This window comes from Achromobacter sp. (assembly GCF_057314935.1).
The window spans coordinates 17,422-33,576 of sequence record NZ_DBHKZA010000049.1 but is presented as its reverse complement, the minus strand read 5'-3'; the positions used below and the strand labels follow the sequence as shown (position 1 = coordinate 33,576).

Sequence of the window (16,155 nt, the reverse complement as noted above, 5' to 3'; positions counted from 1 at the left end):
GGCCGCACCTAGCCGGCCGCGTGTTCCAGGAACTCCGTCGCGGGCATCGGGCGGCCCAGCAGGAAGCCCTGCAAGGAATCGCAGCCCAGACCGGTCAGGAATTTCTGCTGGGCCGCCGTTTCCACGCCTTCGGCGACGATTCGCAGGTTCAGTTGCTGCGCCAGCGCGACGATGGCCGACACGATGGCGGCGTCTTCGTTGTCGTTTTCCAGCTGGTTCACGAAGCCCCGGTCGATCTTCAATTCGGTCGCGGGCAGGCGCTTCAGGTACAGCAGGCTGGAATAGCCGGTGCCGAAGTCGTCGATGGAAATGGTCACGCCCAGGCCGGACAGGCGCTTGAGCACGGCCAGACTGGCCTCGGCGTCACGCATGGCGGTGGATTCCGTCACTTCCAGCGTCAGGCACGCCGGCGGCACGTCGTGTCGCGCCAGGGCGGCGCGCACGGTTTCAACCAGGCTGGCGTGGGCGAACTGCAGGGCCGAAATGTTGACGGCAATCGTCCAGTGGCCTTGGCCGGCGTTGATCCATTCCCGCATCTGGCGGCAGGCTTCGTTGATGACCCATTCCCCGATGGACAGGATCAGGCCCGTCTTTTCGGCGATGGGGATGAACTGGTCCGGGCCGACCAGGCCGCGCGTCGGATGGTTCCAGCGCAGCAGCGCTTCGGCGCCCATGATCGGGCCGGCAGGCGCTTCGTACTTGGGTTGGTAGTGCAGCACGAACTGGTCGCGTTCTTGCGCCAGGCGCAGGTCGTGCAGCAGTTCGATCTGTTCGTGCGCGTCCGCGTTCATGGACGGCTCGAAGAAGCTGTAGCCGGTGCCGCCCAGGCGTTTGGCGTGGTACATGGCGGCGTCGGCGTTGGTCAGCAGGCTGTGGGTGTCCTCGCCATCGTTCGGGTAGATCGCGATGCCTACGCTGGACGTCACCAGCACTTCGTGCCCGTAGACCATGACGGGGCGGGCGATTGCTTCGATCAGGCGGTCCGCCACGTTCGCGGCATCGGTCGGCTCGATCACTTCGCTCAGCACGATGAATTCGTCGCCGCCCAGGCGCGCCACGGTGTCCTGCGTGCGCAGCGTCTGCCGGATGCGCTGGGCCAGATCGATCAGCAAGGCGTCGCCCGTGTGGTGGCCGTAGGCGTCGTTGACCGCCTTGAAACCATCCAGGTCGAAGAACAGCACGGCGAAGTAGCCCTTGCGGCGGCTGGCGCTTTCGATGGCCTGCTCCATCCGGTCTTCAAGCAGGATGCGGTTGGGCAATTTGGTCAGCGTGTCGTGCAGCGCCAGCTGCACCAGCTCTTCGTTGGCCTCGGCCAGCGAAGACGCCAGCGCCGAGGTGCGCGCCTCCAGCCGGTTGTCCAGCACGGCAACCACCAGGGCGATGGCCAGCACGCTGAGCGTCACTGCCGTGACCGCGATGGCCAGCCAGCCGGCCGAGATGCCGCCGTCGGCGGCCATGCAGATGCTGCCCGCAGGAAATCCCGCGGCTTCCATGCCGGAATAGTGCATGCCGACGATGGCGATGCCCATCACCACCGACGCCAGCGGCCGGGACAGCGCCACGCGCGGCCCGTCGTGGCGCAGCCGGTAGGTGATCCATAGCGCGGCGCCCGAGGCGGCCACGGCGATCACGATCGACAGCGCAAACCATTTGGTGTCGTAGACGATGCCGGGCGCCATGCGCATCGCGGCCATGCCCAGGTAGTGCATGGCGGCGATGCCCACGCCCATCAACAGGGCGCCGGCAATCAGCCTGCGCCAGGGCAACTCGTCCTTGCACACGATCCACAGGGCGAACGCCGAGCAGCCGATGGCGATGCCCAGCGACAGGACGGTCAGGGGCAGGTCGTAGCCCATGGGAATGGGCAGGTTGAACGCCAGCATGCCGACGAAGTGCATGGACCAGATGCCGATACCCATGGCGAGCGCGCCGCCCGCCAGCCAGTAGCGCGCGGCTGGCAGCCCGTTCGAGGCCCGTACGCGATTGGCCATGCCCAACGCCGTATATGACGCCAGGATGGCGACCCCTAGGGATACGAGGACGAGCGAAGGGTTATAAGTTCCAACGAGCATTTGTGGGGTCCTGTCCTGAGCGCTTACTGCGATCGCGCCGGCCTCAAATCAAATCAATTAGTAGTCAACAGTTGCAATTGGGTCGCAAGACAATTCCGGCTGTCGACGCTGGCGATTTACATACTCTCTTGTAGGGAAGGGGGATGCGGAGGGCGCTGCCTGCGGTCGGCGCTGCCGGGTGAGCTGCGCAGTCTCGCGGCAAGCGGTACGCGCGGCGCGGCAAGCGCCGGTCGGAAGCCCCGGCGCGCAGCGCATTCTGGACGCGCGTCCGAGGCTAAGGGATGGGTTATACCGAAATCGCGCTTCCAGAAGCTCACCAATCTTCACTTATGCTGTCAGGCGCGGATTGTCCGCCCGCGGGCAAGCGCCCACGGCGGCTGCCCGCGTGCTTCCCGGGCCGCCGGGGCGGCGTGCCGGGCGCGATCTTACACGGCCATGGGCGCGGTCAGCGGTGCGTGATGGGTGTAGCCGGACAGCGAGAAATCGCCCGGTTCCACCTTTTCCAGCCATTCAGGTTCGTAGCGGCCTGTCACGGCAAAATCGGGGATGCGGTCGGACAGCACCAGCTTGGGCGATTCGTAGGGCTCGCGGGCAAGTTGCTCGCGCAGCATCGGCAGGTGGTTTTCGTAGATGTGCGCGTCGCCGATGAAATACGTGAACCAGCGCGGCGTGTAGCCGGTCAGGCGTCCCACCAGGTGCAGCAGGGCGGCGCCTTCCGTCAGGTTAAAGGGGGTGCCCAGGCCGACGTCGTTGGAACGGATGTACAGGCAGAGCGAGATTTCGCGGGTGGTCGCGTTGGGCAGGAACTGGTAGAGCAGATGGCAGGGGGGCAGGGCCATTTCTTCGATCTGGGCCCAGTTCCAGCCGTGGAACAGGATGCGGCGGTCGCCCGGGCGCTCGTGGATGGTGTCCAGGCACTGGCGCAACTGGTCCACCGCCTTGTACAGCAGGACCTTCGGCACGCCGCCTTCTTCCAGATCGGCCACCTTGGCGTAGCCGCGGGCCAGCGCGTCTTCGACCTGCGCCGTGCGGCTAGCGTCCAGTACCTTGTAGGCCGGCCACTGGCGCCATTGGACGCCGTAGACCGGGCCCAGGTCGTCCGGGCCTTCGCGATAGGGGTTGGCCAGCCACTGGCTGTTTTCGTTGGCGTTCTGGTCCCAGACCTTGCAGCCCAGTTCGCGGAACTCCGCGGCGCTGCGCGAGGCGCGCATGAAACCCACCATTTCGCCGATGGCGGACTTGAACGCCAGCTTCTTGGTGGTGACGGCGGGGAAGCCCTTTTGCAGGTCGAACCGCAACGACGCGCCCGGCATGCTGAGGGTGCGTATGCCCGTCCGGTTCTCCTGCCACGCGCCGGTGTCCAGGATGGATTGAACGAGGTCCAGGTATTGTTTCATGGCGGTCCTTGTGTTCGCCCGCCCCGCGGGTGACGCAAATTGGCCGCCGCGTGCGACGCGGCGGCGCTTATCTAGATAGGGAAGAAAGGATAGGGCGAATTACACCACGCGGACACGCCTCAGGCGGCGGCGGGCGCTTCCTGCGTGTCGACGATGTCGACCGAAAACGTCAGTGCCGCGGTCTTCTCCAGCATGGCCGAGGCCGAGCAGTATTTTTCGTGCGACAACTGCACGGCGCGCTCCACCGCAGCTTGCGGCAGGTTGCGGCCCGTGACCGTGAAGGCGAAATGGATGCGGGTGAACACCTTGGGGTCGGCATCCGCGCGCTCGGCCTGAAGCTTGACGCTGCAACCCGTGACGGCGTGGCGGCCGCGTTTCAGGATCAGCACCACGTCGTACGCGGTGCAGCCGCCCGTGCCGGCCAGCAGCATTTCCATCGGGCGCGGCGCCAGGTTGTGGCCGCCGCCATCCACGGCGCCGTCCATCACGGCCACGTGGCCGCTGCCGGTGCTGGCGGTAAAGAGCATGCCGTTGGGGCCGCCCCAGTCGATCGTGCATTCCATGTCGTGTGTCCTTGAGCTTGAGCGCAGTCAATGGTTGATGATACCTGTTGCGTACAATTCCAGGCACGAGAGCCCCGCCCCGCATCAGGGGCGTGGGCGCCAGTTTTGCCAAGGAGTTGCCCATGTCCACCGCCCTGTCTCAATCCGGCCCCCTTTCTTTCCTGCGCCGCACCAGTCCGCTGGATGCCTTGCTGGCCGAAGCGGACCGCGCGTTGCGGGTGCTGTCCAACAGCGCGACCGCCGGCCGCCCGTACCCGGCCAAGTCCGCCGAAGCGCCAGATGCGATGTCGGCACAGGAAAAACGGCACGCAGCGGGCCTGATGCGCGTGAACCATGTGGGCGAGGTCTGCGCGCAGGCGTTGTACCGCGGGCAGGCGTCGGTCTGCCGCGAGCCCGCGCCGCGCGCGCTGCTGCTGAACGCGGCCTCCGAAGAAGTCGATCACCTGGTCTGGTGCAACGAGCGCCTGACCGAGCTGGGTAGCCGGCCCAGTCTCCTCAACCCGGTCTGGTACGCAGGATCGTTCGCGTTGGGCGTGTTGGCCAGTTATGCGGGGGTGCCGCGCAACCTGGGTTTCATGGCCGAGACCGAGCGGCAGGTGGAGGCGCATCTGGAAGAGCATCTACGCACCTTGCCGGTGCAGGATGAACGCTCGCGCGAGATTGTCCGCAAGATGAAGGACGACGAAGCCGAGCACCGCGCCAGCGCCGAGCGGGCAGGGGGCGTGCCGCTGCCTGCCCCGGTGAAAGCGGCGATGCGGGCGATGTCCAAGGTGATGACGACCACGGCATATTGGGTCTGAGGGGCGCGTGCAATCGAAATGTTGCAGTGCGCAAATTCGGCCGCATGCTGGTGCAGAACGCACCATTATGGTGCGAATGCCAGGGTGGGATTACCCGGTATCGTCTAGGGTTAGTCCGCAATGGGTTTACCCGTTCGGCAAAAACCCTTTTTTTGGTCAAACGACGTATTGATGCGGGTCTTCAGGGGGCAGCGGGGAATTTTGCGGCGAAAACGCAACGCGAAAACCGCCCCTCAAAAGAGATTAAAAAAATTCTTGCATCGCACAAAAAACCTCGGTACTATTCAGTCATCGGATGTTGAAACGCAGTCGGCGCGGTGCAAAACCCCGAACGCGTAGCGAGCAGAAAGCCAGCTCCCAACATGCCACGGTTGTCTCCTCCACCCTCCTCCTTTGGTGGATTTAGCCCGAGATCTTACGATCTCGGGCTTTTTTTTATGCCGAATCAATGTGTCCCTGTTTTTTGAGGGGATGCGGCCGGTGTGGCAGGTCGGCGGCATATCCACCCTATGGCGACATCCGCGTTTTCCCTGGGATATTTCGCGTGTTCCCCTGCGGAAAGCTCTACAATCACCGCATGAAATCCGTCTCTCCGCGCGTCCGCGGTTTTGTTGCATCAGCCCCCTCCAACCTGCGGCCTGGCGGCGGACGAACGGCCCCATCCCGGGTGTTACGTTTCGTGCCCCTGAATTGCACTTCCTTATCCCTGCCATATATGGGCGTTACACCTGCCTCCCATAATGGCGGGCCTGTCTCGATAGACCAACCAGAGGTGATTCTGTGACCTGGCTGTATATCTGCGTGGTCGCGTTCATGGTGGGCGGGCTCATCGTGTGGTCGGAACGCTGGCATGGCCGCTTTACCGGCGACAGCGACCTGAACAAGCCGCAAGCGAACCATTCCCGCGCGACCCCCCGCGTCGGCGGCTTGGCCGTGCTTGCCGGCACCTTGCTGGGCCTGCTGGTGCTGGGCCCCGCCAACATGACGCTGACGTGGCTGTGGCCCGCGCTGTTTGTCGCCGCGCTGCCGGTGTTCGTGGCTGGCCTGCTGGAAGACATCACTAAAGATATCGGCGCCAGCAAGCGCTTGCTGGCGGCGTTCCTGTCGGCGGCGATCGCCTGGTGGCTGCTGGGCGGCGTCAGCCGCGTCGGCATGGCGCCGGTGGACTACGTGCTGTCGTTCTGGCCGGTGTCGCTCTTGTTCACCATGATCGCGGTGGGCGGCTGTACGCATGCTTTGAACATCGTGGACGGCATGAACGGCCTGGCCGGCATGGTCGCCACCTTGATGTCGGTGTCGATCAGCCTTGTCGCGATGCAAGTGGGCGACGTGCCGATCTTCCTGATCTCCGCCGCACTGGCATCGGCCACGCTGGGCTTCCTGGTTTGGAACTTCCCGTTCGGGCGCGTGTTCCTGGGCGATGGGGGCGCTTACTTCCTGGGCTTCATGCTGGCCGAACTGGCCGTGCTGCTGGTCGTGCGCAACCCGTCGGTGTCGCCGTTCTACGCGCTGGCCGTGCTGTTCTACCCCGTATTCGAAACCGGTTTCTCGATCTGGCGCCGGCGCTTCAAGCGCGGCGTGCCGGTCGACCAGCCGGATGCCTTGCACCTGCACCAGCTGGTGTTCCGCCGCCTGGTCCGCGTGACGTTCAGCCGGGGCCGGCGTCATGCCGTGCCGGCGCTGTGCAATGCGATGGCGTCGCCCTACATGTGGGTGCTGGCGCTGATCGGCCTGGTGCCGGCCACGATCTGGTGGGACAACGCGTGGGCGCTTAGCGCCAGCCTCGTGGTGTTCGCCAGCGTCTATATCTGGCTGTATGCGCGGCTGGTGTCCTGGCGCCGTCCGGGATGGTTGCTGCTGCCGTCCGTTTTGAAGACTACGGATTAGTTTTGAGTGCCCCGGCGACTGCCGCCGGGGGCTCGGTTATCTATCACCCGACCATATTTAAAATGCCGTAATCGTTCTACGGTGAAGGGAGAGTTATGTTGCGAATTCAGGATGTGAAACTCGCTGTCGTCGGCCTGGGCTACGTCGGTCTGCCGCTGGCGGTGGAGTTCGGCAAGAAGCGCTCGGTCATCGGCTTCGATATCAATACGCGCCGTATCGACGCACTGAAGGCGGGCCACGACCACACGCTGGAAGTCAGCGATGACGAGCTGGCCGAAGCCGCTCAACTGACCTACACCGCCGACCGCGCAGAACTGGGCCAGGCCAACGTGTTCATCGTGACCGTCCCGACCCCCATCGACGAATACAAGCAGCCCGACCTGACCCCGCTGGTCAAGGCCAGCGAGACCATCGGCGCCGTGCTCAAGCGTGGCGACATCGTCATCTATGAATCCACCGTTTACCCGGGCGCCACGGAAGAAGACTGCGTGCCGGTGCTGGAACGCGTGTCCGGCCTGAAGTTCAATGTGGACTTCTACGCCGGCTACAGCCCCGAGCGCATCAACCCGGGCGACAAGGACCACCGCGTCAGCACCATCAAGAAGGTGACCTCGGGTTCCACGCCTGAAGTGGCCGAACTGGTCGACCAGCTGTACAAGCAGATCATCACCGCCGGCACGCACAAGGCGTCCAGCATCCGCGTGGCGGAAGCCGCCAAGGTGATCGAGAACACGCAGCGCGACGTGAACATCGCGCTGATCAACGAACTGGCCCTGATCTTCAACAAGATGGGCATCGACACCGAAGCCGTGCTGCAAGCCGCCGGCACCAAGTGGAACTTCCTGCCGTTCCGTCCGGGCCTGGTGGGCGGCCACTGCATCGGCGTGGACCCGTACTACCTCACGCACAAGGCGCAATCGATCGGCTACCACCCCGAGATCATCCTGGCGGGCCGCCGCCTGAACGACTCGATGGGCGGCTACGTGGTGTCGCAACTGGTCAAGGCGATGACCAAGCAGCGCATCCATGTGCAAGGCGCGCGCGTGCTGGTCATGGGCCTGGCCTTCAAGGAAAACTGCCCCGACCTGCGCAACACCCGCATCGTGGACATCGTGCGCGAACTGGGCGACTACAACGTTGACGTCGACGTGTACGACCCGTGGGTCGACCCCGAGGAAGCCATGCACGAATACGGTCTGACGCCCGTCGCCAAGCTCGAAGAGGGCAAGTACGACGCGGTGATCCTGGCCGTGGCGCACAACCAGTTCAAGGCCTTGGGCGCCGAGGGCATCCGCAAGCTGGGCAAGGCGCAACACGTTCTGTACGACCTGAAGTACGTGCTGTCGGCTGCCGAATCCGACCTGCGCCTGTAAGGATTCCGATATGACTACACGCTTCGAAACCATCAAGCAGGAACTGGCGGCCGCGCCGCGCAAGTGGCTGGTGACCGGCTGCGCCGGCTTCATCGGGTCGAACCTGCTTGAAACCCTGCTCAAGCTGGACCAGACCGTCACGGGCCTGGACAACTTCGCGACGGGACACCAGCGCAACCTGGATGAAGTGCGCACCTCGGTCTCGGCCGAGCAGTGGGCGCGCTTTTCCTTCGTGCAAGGCGATATCCGCGACCTGGACGCTTGCCGTCGCGCCGTTGACGGCGTGGACTTCGTGCTGCATCAAGCCGCGCTGGGCTCCGTGCCGCGTTCGTTGAAGGATCCGATCACCACCAACGAGGTGAACATCGGCGGCTTCCTGAACATGCTCGTCGCCGCCCGCGATGCGCAAGTGAAGTCGTTCGTCTATGCGGCGTCCAGCTCCACTTACGGCGACCACCCGGCATTGCCCAAGGTGGAAGAGAACATCGGCAAGCCCTTGTCGCCCTACGCCGTGACCAAGTACGTGAACGAGCTGTATGCGGACGTGTTCGCCCGTTCCTACGGCTTCGAGACCGTCGGCCTGCGCTACTTCAACGTGTTCGGCAAACGCCAGGACCCGGACGGCGCCTACGCCGCCGTGATCCCGAAGTGGACTGCCGCGATGATCAAGGGCGACGACGTCACCATCAATGGCGACGGCGAGACCAGCCGCGATTTCTGCTTCGTGGACAACGCGGTGCAGGCCAACCTGCTGGCCGCGATGGCGCCGGCGGAAGGCCGCAACCAGGTCTACAACGTGGCCGTCAGCGGCCGCAGCACGCTGAACGACCTGTTCGGCTTCCTGGTCAAGGCGCTGGGCAACCAGAACGTCAACTACGGCAAGAAGCCCGTGTATGCCGACTTCCGCGCCGGCGACGTGCGCCACTCGCAGGCCGACGTCAGCAAGGCCGGCCGCCTGCTGGGCTACGCGCCTTCGCACACCGTGCTGCAAGGCCTGGAAGTGGCCATGCCCTGGTACACGCAATTCCTGCGTTGATTTGAAAGCACTCATCCGCAAACTCGGCAACATCCACCCGGACCACCAGCGCATCTTCAAAGGCGCTTTCCGGGTGGCCGTGTTCCTGCTGCTGGGCAAGGCCGCCGGCGCCATCAAAGAGATGGCGGTGGCCTACCGGTACGGCGTCAGCGACGCCGTGGACGCCTACCAGTTCACGATGACCATGGCCACCTGGTTGCCGGTCACGATCGTGGGCGTGCTGTCGGTGGTCTTGATTCCGGTTCTGGTGCGGCTGCGCCGCGCGGATGACGCCGAGCGCGACCAATTCATCAAAGAACTTCAAGGCTGGGTGGCCGCGGCCGGCATAGCGCTGGCCATCGGCACCTGGTTCGCCTGGCCGTATGTGGTGGACGCGCTGGGCAAGGGATTGCCCGAGCGCGTGCGCGGCATGACGGGCGATCTGCTCATCGCCTTTGCGCCGGTGTCGGCGCTGCTGCTGATCGCGGGCATCAGCGCCGCGCGGCTGCGCGCGCATGAACGCCACGTCAATACGTTGCTCGATAGTGTGCCCGCCGTGGCGACGCTGGCCTGGGTAATGCTGGCCGTCAGCGCCGACGGCGTGGGGCCGCTGCTATGGGGCACGCTGGTGGGGTATGCCATCCAGACCGTCTGGCTGGCCTGGCTGGCGGCGCGGGCGGACGGCGGCTTCTGGGGCGCGCCGCGCCTGACCCTGCGTTCACCGCACTGGCCGGAACTGATGGGCGCCGCCGGCGTGATGCTGATCGGCCAGGTGGCGATGAGCTTCGTCGGCCCGCTGGACCAATACGCCGCGGCCAACCTGGGCGCCAATGCGAACGCGACGCTGGGCTACGCCAGCCGGCTGCTGTCCCTCTTGCTGGGCATCGGCGCCGTGTCGGTGGGCCGCGCCGCGTTGCCGGTGCTGGCCGATGTGCAGGCCCGGGGCGATACCGGCCGCGCGCGCAGCATGGCGCTGAAATGGTCGGTGCTGATGGTGGGGGCGGGCGCGGTGGCGGTGGCGATCGGCTGGGTGCTGGCGCCGTGGGGCGTGTCCGTGCTGTTCCAGCGCGGCGCCTTCACCGCGGAGAATACCGAGGCCGTCGCGCATGTGCTGCGCTGGGGCCTGCTGCAATTGCCGTTCTACTTCGGCGTGCTGATCCTGGTGCAACTGCTGGCCAGCCAGAACCGCTATCGCATCATGGCCGCCATCGCGGTAGCCAATTTTGCGCTGAAGGCCGCGTTGAACACCGTGCTGGCGCCCAAGATGGGCGCGGCGGGCATCATGCTGGCAACCAGCCTCATGTATGTGCTGTCCTTCGCGTGCTACCTGGTGGTGGCGATGCGCAAGGCCGAACCCAAGGAGGCCGATTGAATGTCCCAAGCCGAATCCGGCCGTGCATTGCGCGTCCTGCTGTTCATCCATTCGCTGCATGGGGGCGGCGCTGAGCGTGTCGCCGCCGACCTGAGCGCCCACTGGGCGCAGATGGGGCGAGAGGTGATGGTGGTGACGCAGGCCAGCGCCGATGGCGATGTCTATGCCTTGCACCCCGATGTCCGCCGCGAGGTCCTGCACACCGCGGGCGAGGGCGGGGGCTTGCGCGGCATCTGGAGCAATGTGCAGCGCGTGCGCGCGCTGCGCCGGGTGATCAAGGCGTTCCGTCCGGACATCGTCCTGGGCATGATGACCACGGCGTCCGTGCTCTCCGTGCTGGCAAGCGCCGGCCTGGGATGCCGCGTGATCGCGACCGAGCACACGCATCCGCCGTCGCAGACGCTTTCGGGCCTGTGGCTGCGCCTGCGCCGGCTGACCTATCCGCGCGCCGCGCGCGTCGTCGCCTTGACGCGCGGCACGGCCGACTGGATCGAACAGCACGTGCCGGGCTCCCGGCTGGCGGTCATCCCCAACGCCGTGCACTGGCCTTTGCCGCGCGCCGAGCCGCTGCTGGCCCCGGTGTCGGGCGACGGGCGCAAGCGCTTGCTGGCGGTAGGGCGGCTGCATGCGGACAAGGGATTCGACCTGCTGATCCAGGCGTTCGCCACGCTGGCGCCGTCGCATCCGGACTGGGATCTGGTTATCCTGGGCGAAGGCGATGAACGCGCCGCCCTCGAAGCGCAGGTCGACCAAGCGGGGCTGGCGTCGCGCGTTTCGATGCCCGGACGCGCCGGCAACGTGGGCGATTGGTACCAAAGTGCCAATCTGTACGTGCTGACGTCGCGCTTTGAGGGGCTGTCCAACACCTTGCTTGAATCGATGGCCAGCGGCCTGGCCGCCGTGTCGTTCGATTGCGATACCGGCCCGCGCGAGATCGTGCGCGAAGGTATCGATGGCGTGCTCGTCCGCCCCAATGGCGACGTGCCCGCGCTCTCCAAGGCGCTGGCCGACGTCATGGGCAATGATGCCGCGCGCCAGCGCATGGCGCATGCCGCGACCGACGTGCGCGACCGGTTTTCGGCCGCGCGCGTACTGCAACAATGGCAAGAACTTTTTGACGGTGTGCGCGCATCCGGCCGCTAGGCCCGCGCGGCACGCCGTTGCTACGGTGACCACGAGAACTTCATCATGTGTGGAATAGTCGGAATTTGGGGCCCTGTCGGAAACAAGGAGCGCGTGCTGGCGGAAAGCTGCCGCCGCATCCGCCACCGCGGGCCGGACAGCAACGGTTTCTGGGAAGACCCCGAGGCTGAACTGGCCCTGGCGCACGTCCGCCTGGCGATCCTGGATTTGACCGAAGCCGGCCACCAGCCCATGACGTCCGCCTGCGGCCGATATGTCATGGTGTTCAACGGCGAGATCTACAACCACCTCGACATCCGCAAGCAGCTGGAGCAATCCGCGCTGGCGCCGTCCTGGCGCGGGCACTCCGACACCGAAACCCTGCTGGCGGGCTTCACCGCGCTGGGCATCGAGGCGACCTTGCAGGCCGCCGTGGGCATGTTCGCGATCGCGCTGTGGGATCGGGCGTCGCGCAAGCTGATGCTGGCGCGCGACCGCATGGGTGAAAAACCGCTGTACTACGGCTACTCCGGCGCCGAACTGGTGTTCGCCTCCGAACTGAAGGGCCTTATGCCCATTCCGGGATTCGGCCGCGACCTGAACCGCAACGCGTTGGCCTCGTTCATGCGGCACAACTACATCCCGGCGCCCCAATCCATCTACCAAGGCATCGCCAAGCTGCCGCCGGGCACCTGGGTCGAATTCACGGCCGACGACACCCGCAGCCGCCGCATGCCCGAGCCGCGCGTGTACTGGTCGGCGCGCGACGCCGCGGACGCCGCAGCCAAGTCGCTGCTGACGTTCGAGTCCGACGCGCAGGCCACCGAAGCGCTGGAAGGCGTGTTGTCCAAGGCGGTCGGCGGCCAGATGCTGGCGGACGTGAGCCTGGGCGCCTTCCTGTCGGGCGGCATCGATTCGTCGACCATCGTGGCCCTGATGCAGGCGCAAAGCGCCAAGCCCGTGCGCACCTTCGCGATCGGCTTCCACGAAAAGGGCTATGACGAAGCGCAGCACGCGAAAGCCGTGGCGACGCACCTGGGCACGGACCATACCGAACTCTACGTGACCGCCGAAGACGCCTTGGCCGTGGTGCCGTCGCTGGCGGACATGTACGACGAACCGTTTGCCGATTCGTCGCAGATCCCGACCTCGCTCGTCACGAAAATGGCACGGCAGCACGTTACCGTCGCCTTGTCGGGCGATGGCGGCGACGAACTGTTCGGCGGCTATTCGCGCTATTTCCGCGTGAACAACTGGTGGCAGCAATGCGAGCGTTTTCCTTCGCTGCTGCGCAAGCCCGCGGGCGCACTGCTGTCCGCATCCACCCATCTGCCGGGGCGCGGCGCCTGGCGCGGCAAGGTCGGCAAGCTGGGCGAGCTGCTGCGCACCGACTCGCGCGGCGATTTCTATCGCCACTTCGTGTCGTACTGGGCCGACCCCACCAAGGTGGTCAAGGGCGGCGTGGAACCGGTCTCGGAATTTGCGCGGACCATGCAGGGTTCCACCTTCGAATCCATGATGAAGCTGGATACGATCACCTATCTGCCGGACGATATCCTCGTCAAGGTGGACCGCGCCGCGATGGCGGTCAGCCTGGAAACGCGCGTGCCGCTGATCGACCACCGCGTCTATGAATTCGCCTGGAGCCTGCCGCACCAGTACAAGGTGCGCGGCAACACGGGCAAGTGGCTGTTGCGCCAGGTGCTGCATCGCCATGTGCCGCAGGCCCTGGTGGACCGCCCCAAGCGCGGCTTTGCCGTGCCGCTGGCCGCGTGGCTGCGTGGCCCGCTGCGGGAATGGGCGGACGCATTGCTGGACCCCACGCGCCTGCGTCAGGAGGGCTGGTTCGAACCGGAACCCATTCTGCGCAAGTGGCGTGAACACACGTCGGGCCACCGCAATTGGGACAGCCATTTGTGGGGCGTCCTGATGATGCAGGCCTGGTTGGACCGTTATCGCGCAGGACCGGATCAAGGGGGATCTATTGGGAGTCTTTGACGAATGAGAATATTGATGCTGGTCAGTTCCATGCATGCGGGCGGCGCCGAACGGGTGGCCGCCACGCTGGTTAGCGCATGGGCCGAACGCGGGGATGCCGTCACCTTGACGCCCACCTATTCGTCCAAGGGCACGTGCTTTTATCCCTTGTCTGACAAGGTCGAACTCGCATGGCTGGCGGACATCGCCGGCACGCGGGATTCGGGGGCAATGGCCGCGTTCAAGCGCCTGTTGGCCTTGCGCAGGCACATCCGCGACACCAAGCCCGATGTGGTGGTGTCCTTCCTGACCAACGTCAATGTGGCCGCCATCCTCGCCACGCGGGGCCTGGGCGTGCCGCTCATCGTCTGCGAAAGGACGAATCCGGTCGCCGAGACGACGACGGGCACCGTGTGGCGCAAGCTGCGCCGCCTGCTGTATCCGCGCGCCGACATGGTGACCGTGCAGGCGGAAGACACTGCCGGCCCGTTCTCGCGCCAGGTGCCGGGCATCAAGCGCCTGGCCGTCATTCCGAATCCCTTGCCCGCGCCTTTGCTCGACGCGCCCCGGGTGTCGCAACGCGAGGATGACGGCCCGCGTGAATTGCTGGCGATGGGGCGTCTGGTCTCTGACAAGCAATTCGATCTGCTGATCGATGTCTTCGCGCAATTGGCGCCGTCGAATCCGGATTGGAACCTGCGGATCTGGGGCGAAGGCCCCGAGCGCGCGGCGCTGGAAGCGCAGATCGCACGGCTGGGCCTGGCATCGCGGATCAGCCTGCCCGGCCGCACCGAAACGCCATGGGACGAACTGGCGCGCGGGCAAGCCTTCGTGTTGAGTTCGCTGGTCGAGGGTTTTCCCAACGTCCTCCTGGAAGCCATGTCGCTGGGCCTGCCTTGCGTGGCCTTCGATTGCCCCAGCGGCCCGCGCGAGATGACGCGCGACGGCCAGGACGCCTTGCTGGTGCCGGCGGGCGACCGTGATGCCCTGCGCGACGCGTTGCAGCGCGTGATGGGCGACCTGTCCTTACGCCGGCAACTGGGCGAACGCGGCGCGACCGCGGTGCGCCACCGCTATGCGTTGGCCAGCGTGCTGTCGGAATGGGATGAACTGTTCGAAGCGGTGCAGGAGGGGCGATGAGCGCCTCCGCAATGCGTGTCCTGCACGTCATCACGGGCCTGGGGCAGGGCGGTGCGGAATCCGTGCTGCTGCGGCTGGCGACGTATCCCGAACCCGGCGTGGAGCACATCGTCGTCTCGCTGACCGATGAGGGCATCTACGGCGAGCGCCTGCGCGCGGCCGGTGTTGCCGTGCACGCGCTGGGCATGAAGCGTGGGCGGGTCAGCCTGGGCGGTTTCCTGGCCTTGCGCCGCTTGATCGCCAGCGCGCGTCCTGACGCCGTGCAGACCTGGATGTACCACGCCGACCTGATCGGCGGTTTGGCCGCCCGCCTGGCGGGCGTGCGCGCCATCGCTTGGGGCATCCGCAATTCCGGCGCGCACCTGGAGCGCAGCAGCCGTTCGGCGCGCCTGGTCCTGCGCGCCTGCGCGCTGTTGTCGGGCAGCGTGCCGCGCGCCATTGTCTGCGCGGCCCAGAACGCGGCCGAACGCCACGCGGAAAAAGGCTACCGCCGCGACCGGATGGTGGTGATCTCCAACGGCTACGACCTGTCGCGCTATGCGCCCGATGCCCTGGCCCGTGCGCGCGTACGTGCGCAATGGGGGTTGTCCGAGGATGCGCCGGTGATCGGTTGCGTGGCCCGTTGGGACCCGCTCAAAGACCACGCCAACCTGTTGCGTGCCGTGGCCGCGCTCGTGCGCGATGGCCGCGACGCCGGGCTGCGCTGCGTGCTGGTCGGACGCGGCATGGCGCCGGACAACGCCGAACTGGCTGCCCTGATCGACAAGCTGGATCTGCGCGAACGCGTGATCCTGGCGGGTCCAAGCGACGACGTGCCGGCGGTGATGAACGGGCTGGACGTGCATGTGCTGTCCAGTTGCGCGGAAGGTTTTCCCAATGTGGTGGCCGAGGCGATGGCTTGCGGCGTCTATTGCGTCGTGACCGACGTGGGCGACGCCGCCTATATCGTCGGTGATACGGGCATCGTGGTGCCGCCTGAACAGGCCGAGGCGCTGGCGCGCGGCATCGAGACCGCCTTGTGCGATGTGGCCGCGCGCGGCAGCGGACGGGCGGGCGAAGCAGGACGTGCCCGCGTGCTGGAAAATTTTGATCTTGCCCGCATGGTGCAACGTTACCTCGCCGTATGGCGCCGTATTTCTGGAGTCCAGGCATGAGCGCCGGCCGCCGCTTGATGTTCGTCGTCAATAACCCCGCGTTCTTCATGTCGCACCGGGTACCGGTGGCGCTGGCGGCGCAACGCGCCGGCTATGACGTGCACGTGGCCACGATGGACGGCCCGGCAGTGGCCGACATCCAGGCCCTTGGCATGACGCACCACGCCATCCCCATGACGCGCAGCGGCAAGCATCCTTTGCAGGAACTGGGAACGTTGCTGGCCTTGGTGCGCCTGTTCCGCCGCGTGCGGCCCGATGTGGTGCACCTGGTCACCATCAAGCC

At 66.0% G+C, this 16,155-nt stretch carries 13 protein-coding genes; 10 read left to right on the top strand and 3 right to left on the bottom strand.

Going from position 1 to position 16,155, the window contains the following annotated elements; genetic code table 11:
* Positions 1-8 precede the first annotated feature (8 nt).
* The 3 genes from ACO6D5_RS18525 to ACO6D5_RS18515 all read right to left on the bottom strand — a co-directional run bounded on the left by ACO6D5_RS18525 (position 9) and on the right by ACO6D5_RS18515 (position 4,032).
* Positions 9-2,072 carry a putative bifunctional diguanylate cyclase/phosphodiesterase gene (locus ACO6D5_RS18525; protein WP_315845753.1) on the bottom strand — a complete coding sequence of 688 codons (2,064 nt, stop codon included), beginning with the start codon at positions 2,070-2,072 and terminating at the stop codon, positions 9-11.
* A 425-nt stretch (positions 2,073-2,497) separates the two neighbouring features.
* The gene (locus ACO6D5_RS18520; RefSeq protein WP_485826164.1) at positions 2,498-3,469 is read right to left on the bottom strand and encodes a thymidylate synthase; all 972 of its coding nucleotides are present in this window, start codon (positions 3,467-3,469) and stop codon (positions 2,498-2,500) included.
* Between the two features lie 119 nt (positions 3,470-3,588).
* Entirely contained in the window at positions 3,589-4,032 is a 444-nt protein-coding gene (locus ACO6D5_RS18515; RefSeq protein ID WP_315845755.1) for an OsmC family protein, read from the bottom strand.
* 122 nt (positions 4,033-4,154) lie between these two features.
* On the opposite strand from ACO6D5_RS18515, the gene coq7 reads away from it, so the two are divergent.
* The 10 genes from coq7 to ACO6D5_RS18465 all read left to right on the top strand — a co-directional run.
* Positions 4,155-4,832: a 2-polyprenyl-3-methyl-6-methoxy-1,4-benzoquinone monooxygenase gene (gene coq7 / locus ACO6D5_RS18510; RefSeq protein ID WP_315845756.1), complete on the top strand. Its 678-nt coding sequence runs from the start codon at positions 4,155-4,157 to the stop codon at positions 4,830-4,832.
* A 780-nt stretch (positions 4,833-5,612) separates the two neighbouring features.
* Complete coding sequence (locus tag ACO6D5_RS18505) at positions 5,613-6,719, top strand: MraY family glycosyltransferase (RefSeq protein ID WP_006226215.1); 1,107 nt, start codon at positions 5,613-5,615, stop codon at positions 6,717-6,719.
* A gap of 95 nt (positions 6,720-6,814) precedes the next feature.
* Positions 6,815-8,092: a Vi polysaccharide biosynthesis UDP-N-acetylglucosamine C-6 dehydrogenase TviB gene (tviB, locus tag ACO6D5_RS18500; protein WP_315845757.1), complete on the top strand. Its 1,278-nt coding sequence runs from the start codon at positions 6,815-6,817 to the stop codon at positions 8,090-8,092.
* Positions 8,093-8,102: 10 nt separating this feature from the next.
* Positions 8,103-9,128 (top strand): NAD-dependent epimerase/dehydratase family protein, encoded by a 1,026-nt coding sequence (locus ACO6D5_RS18495; protein WP_315845758.1) that lies wholly within the window; start codon positions 8,103-8,105, stop codon positions 9,126-9,128.
* A 1-nt stretch (position 9,129) separates the two neighbouring features.
* The gene (gene murJ / locus ACO6D5_RS18490) at positions 9,130-10,479 is read left to right on the top strand and encodes a murein biosynthesis integral membrane protein MurJ (protein ID WP_315845759.1); all 1,350 of its coding nucleotides are present in this window, start codon (positions 9,130-9,132) and stop codon (positions 10,477-10,479) included.
* The gene (locus ACO6D5_RS18485; RefSeq protein WP_485826163.1) at positions 10,480-11,622 is read left to right on the top strand and encodes a glycosyltransferase family 4 protein; all 1,143 of its coding nucleotides are present in this window, start codon (positions 10,480-10,482) and stop codon (positions 11,620-11,622) included. It begins immediately after the preceding gene.
* Between the two features lie 45 nt (positions 11,623-11,667).
* Positions 11,668-13,599: an asparagine synthase (glutamine-hydrolyzing) gene (asnB, locus tag ACO6D5_RS18480; protein ID WP_315845761.1), complete on the top strand. Its 1,932-nt coding sequence runs from the start codon at positions 11,668-11,670 to the stop codon at positions 13,597-13,599.
* Positions 13,600-13,602: 3 nt separating this feature from the next.
* A complete protein-coding gene (locus tag ACO6D5_RS18475; RefSeq protein ID WP_485826162.1) occupies positions 13,603-14,718 on the top strand; it encodes a glycosyltransferase family 4 protein in 1,116 nt (371 codons plus the stop codon).
* Positions 14,715-15,872, top strand: a complete 1,158-nt coding sequence (locus tag ACO6D5_RS18470; protein WP_485826161.1) for a glycosyltransferase family 4 protein — start codon at positions 14,715-14,717, stop codon at positions 15,870-15,872. Before ACO6D5_RS18475 ends, ACO6D5_RS18470 begins: the two co-directional genes overlap by 4 nt.
* Positions 15,869-16,155, top strand: a 287-nt coding sequence (locus ACO6D5_RS18465; protein WP_485826160.1) for a glycosyltransferase, incomplete at its 3' end; no start/stop codon positions are given. The genes ACO6D5_RS18470 and ACO6D5_RS18465, both read left to right, overlap by 4 nt.

Coding starts and splice junctions, on each gene's coding strand:
- coq7 (WP_315845756.1), top strand. CDS start 4,155: ATGTCCACCGCCCTGTCTCAATCCGGCCCCCTTTCTTTCCTGCGCCGC.
- ACO6D5_RS18520 (WP_485826164.1), bottom strand. CDS start 3,469: ATGAAACAATACCTGGACCTCGTTCAATCCATCCTGGACACCGGCGCG.
- ACO6D5_RS18525 (WP_315845753.1), bottom strand. CDS start 2,072: ATGCTCGTTGGAACTTATAACCCTTCGCTCGTCCTCGTATCCCTAGGG.
- ACO6D5_RS18495 (WP_315845758.1), top strand. CDS start 8,103: ATGACTACACGCTTCGAAACCATCAAGCAGGAACTGGCGGCCGCGCCG.
- tviB (WP_315845757.1), top strand. CDS start 6,815: ATGTTGCGAATTCAGGATGTGAAACTCGCTGTCGTCGGCCTGGGCTAC.
- ACO6D5_RS18515 (WP_315845755.1), bottom strand. CDS start 4,032: ATGGAATGCACGATCGACTGGGGCGGCCCCAACGGCATGCTCTTTACC.
- asnB (WP_315845761.1), top strand. CDS start 11,668: ATGTGTGGAATAGTCGGAATTTGGGGCCCTGTCGGAAACAAGGAGCGC.
- ACO6D5_RS18470 (WP_485826161.1), top strand. CDS start 14,715: ATGAGCGCCTCCGCAATGCGTGTCCTGCACGTCATCACGGGCCTGGGG.
- ACO6D5_RS18475 (WP_485826162.1), top strand. CDS start 13,603: ATGAGAATATTGATGCTGGTCAGTTCCATGCATGCGGGCGGCGCCGAA.
- ACO6D5_RS18485 (WP_485826163.1), top strand. CDS start 10,480: ATGTCCCAAGCCGAATCCGGCCGTGCATTGCGCGTCCTGCTGTTCATC.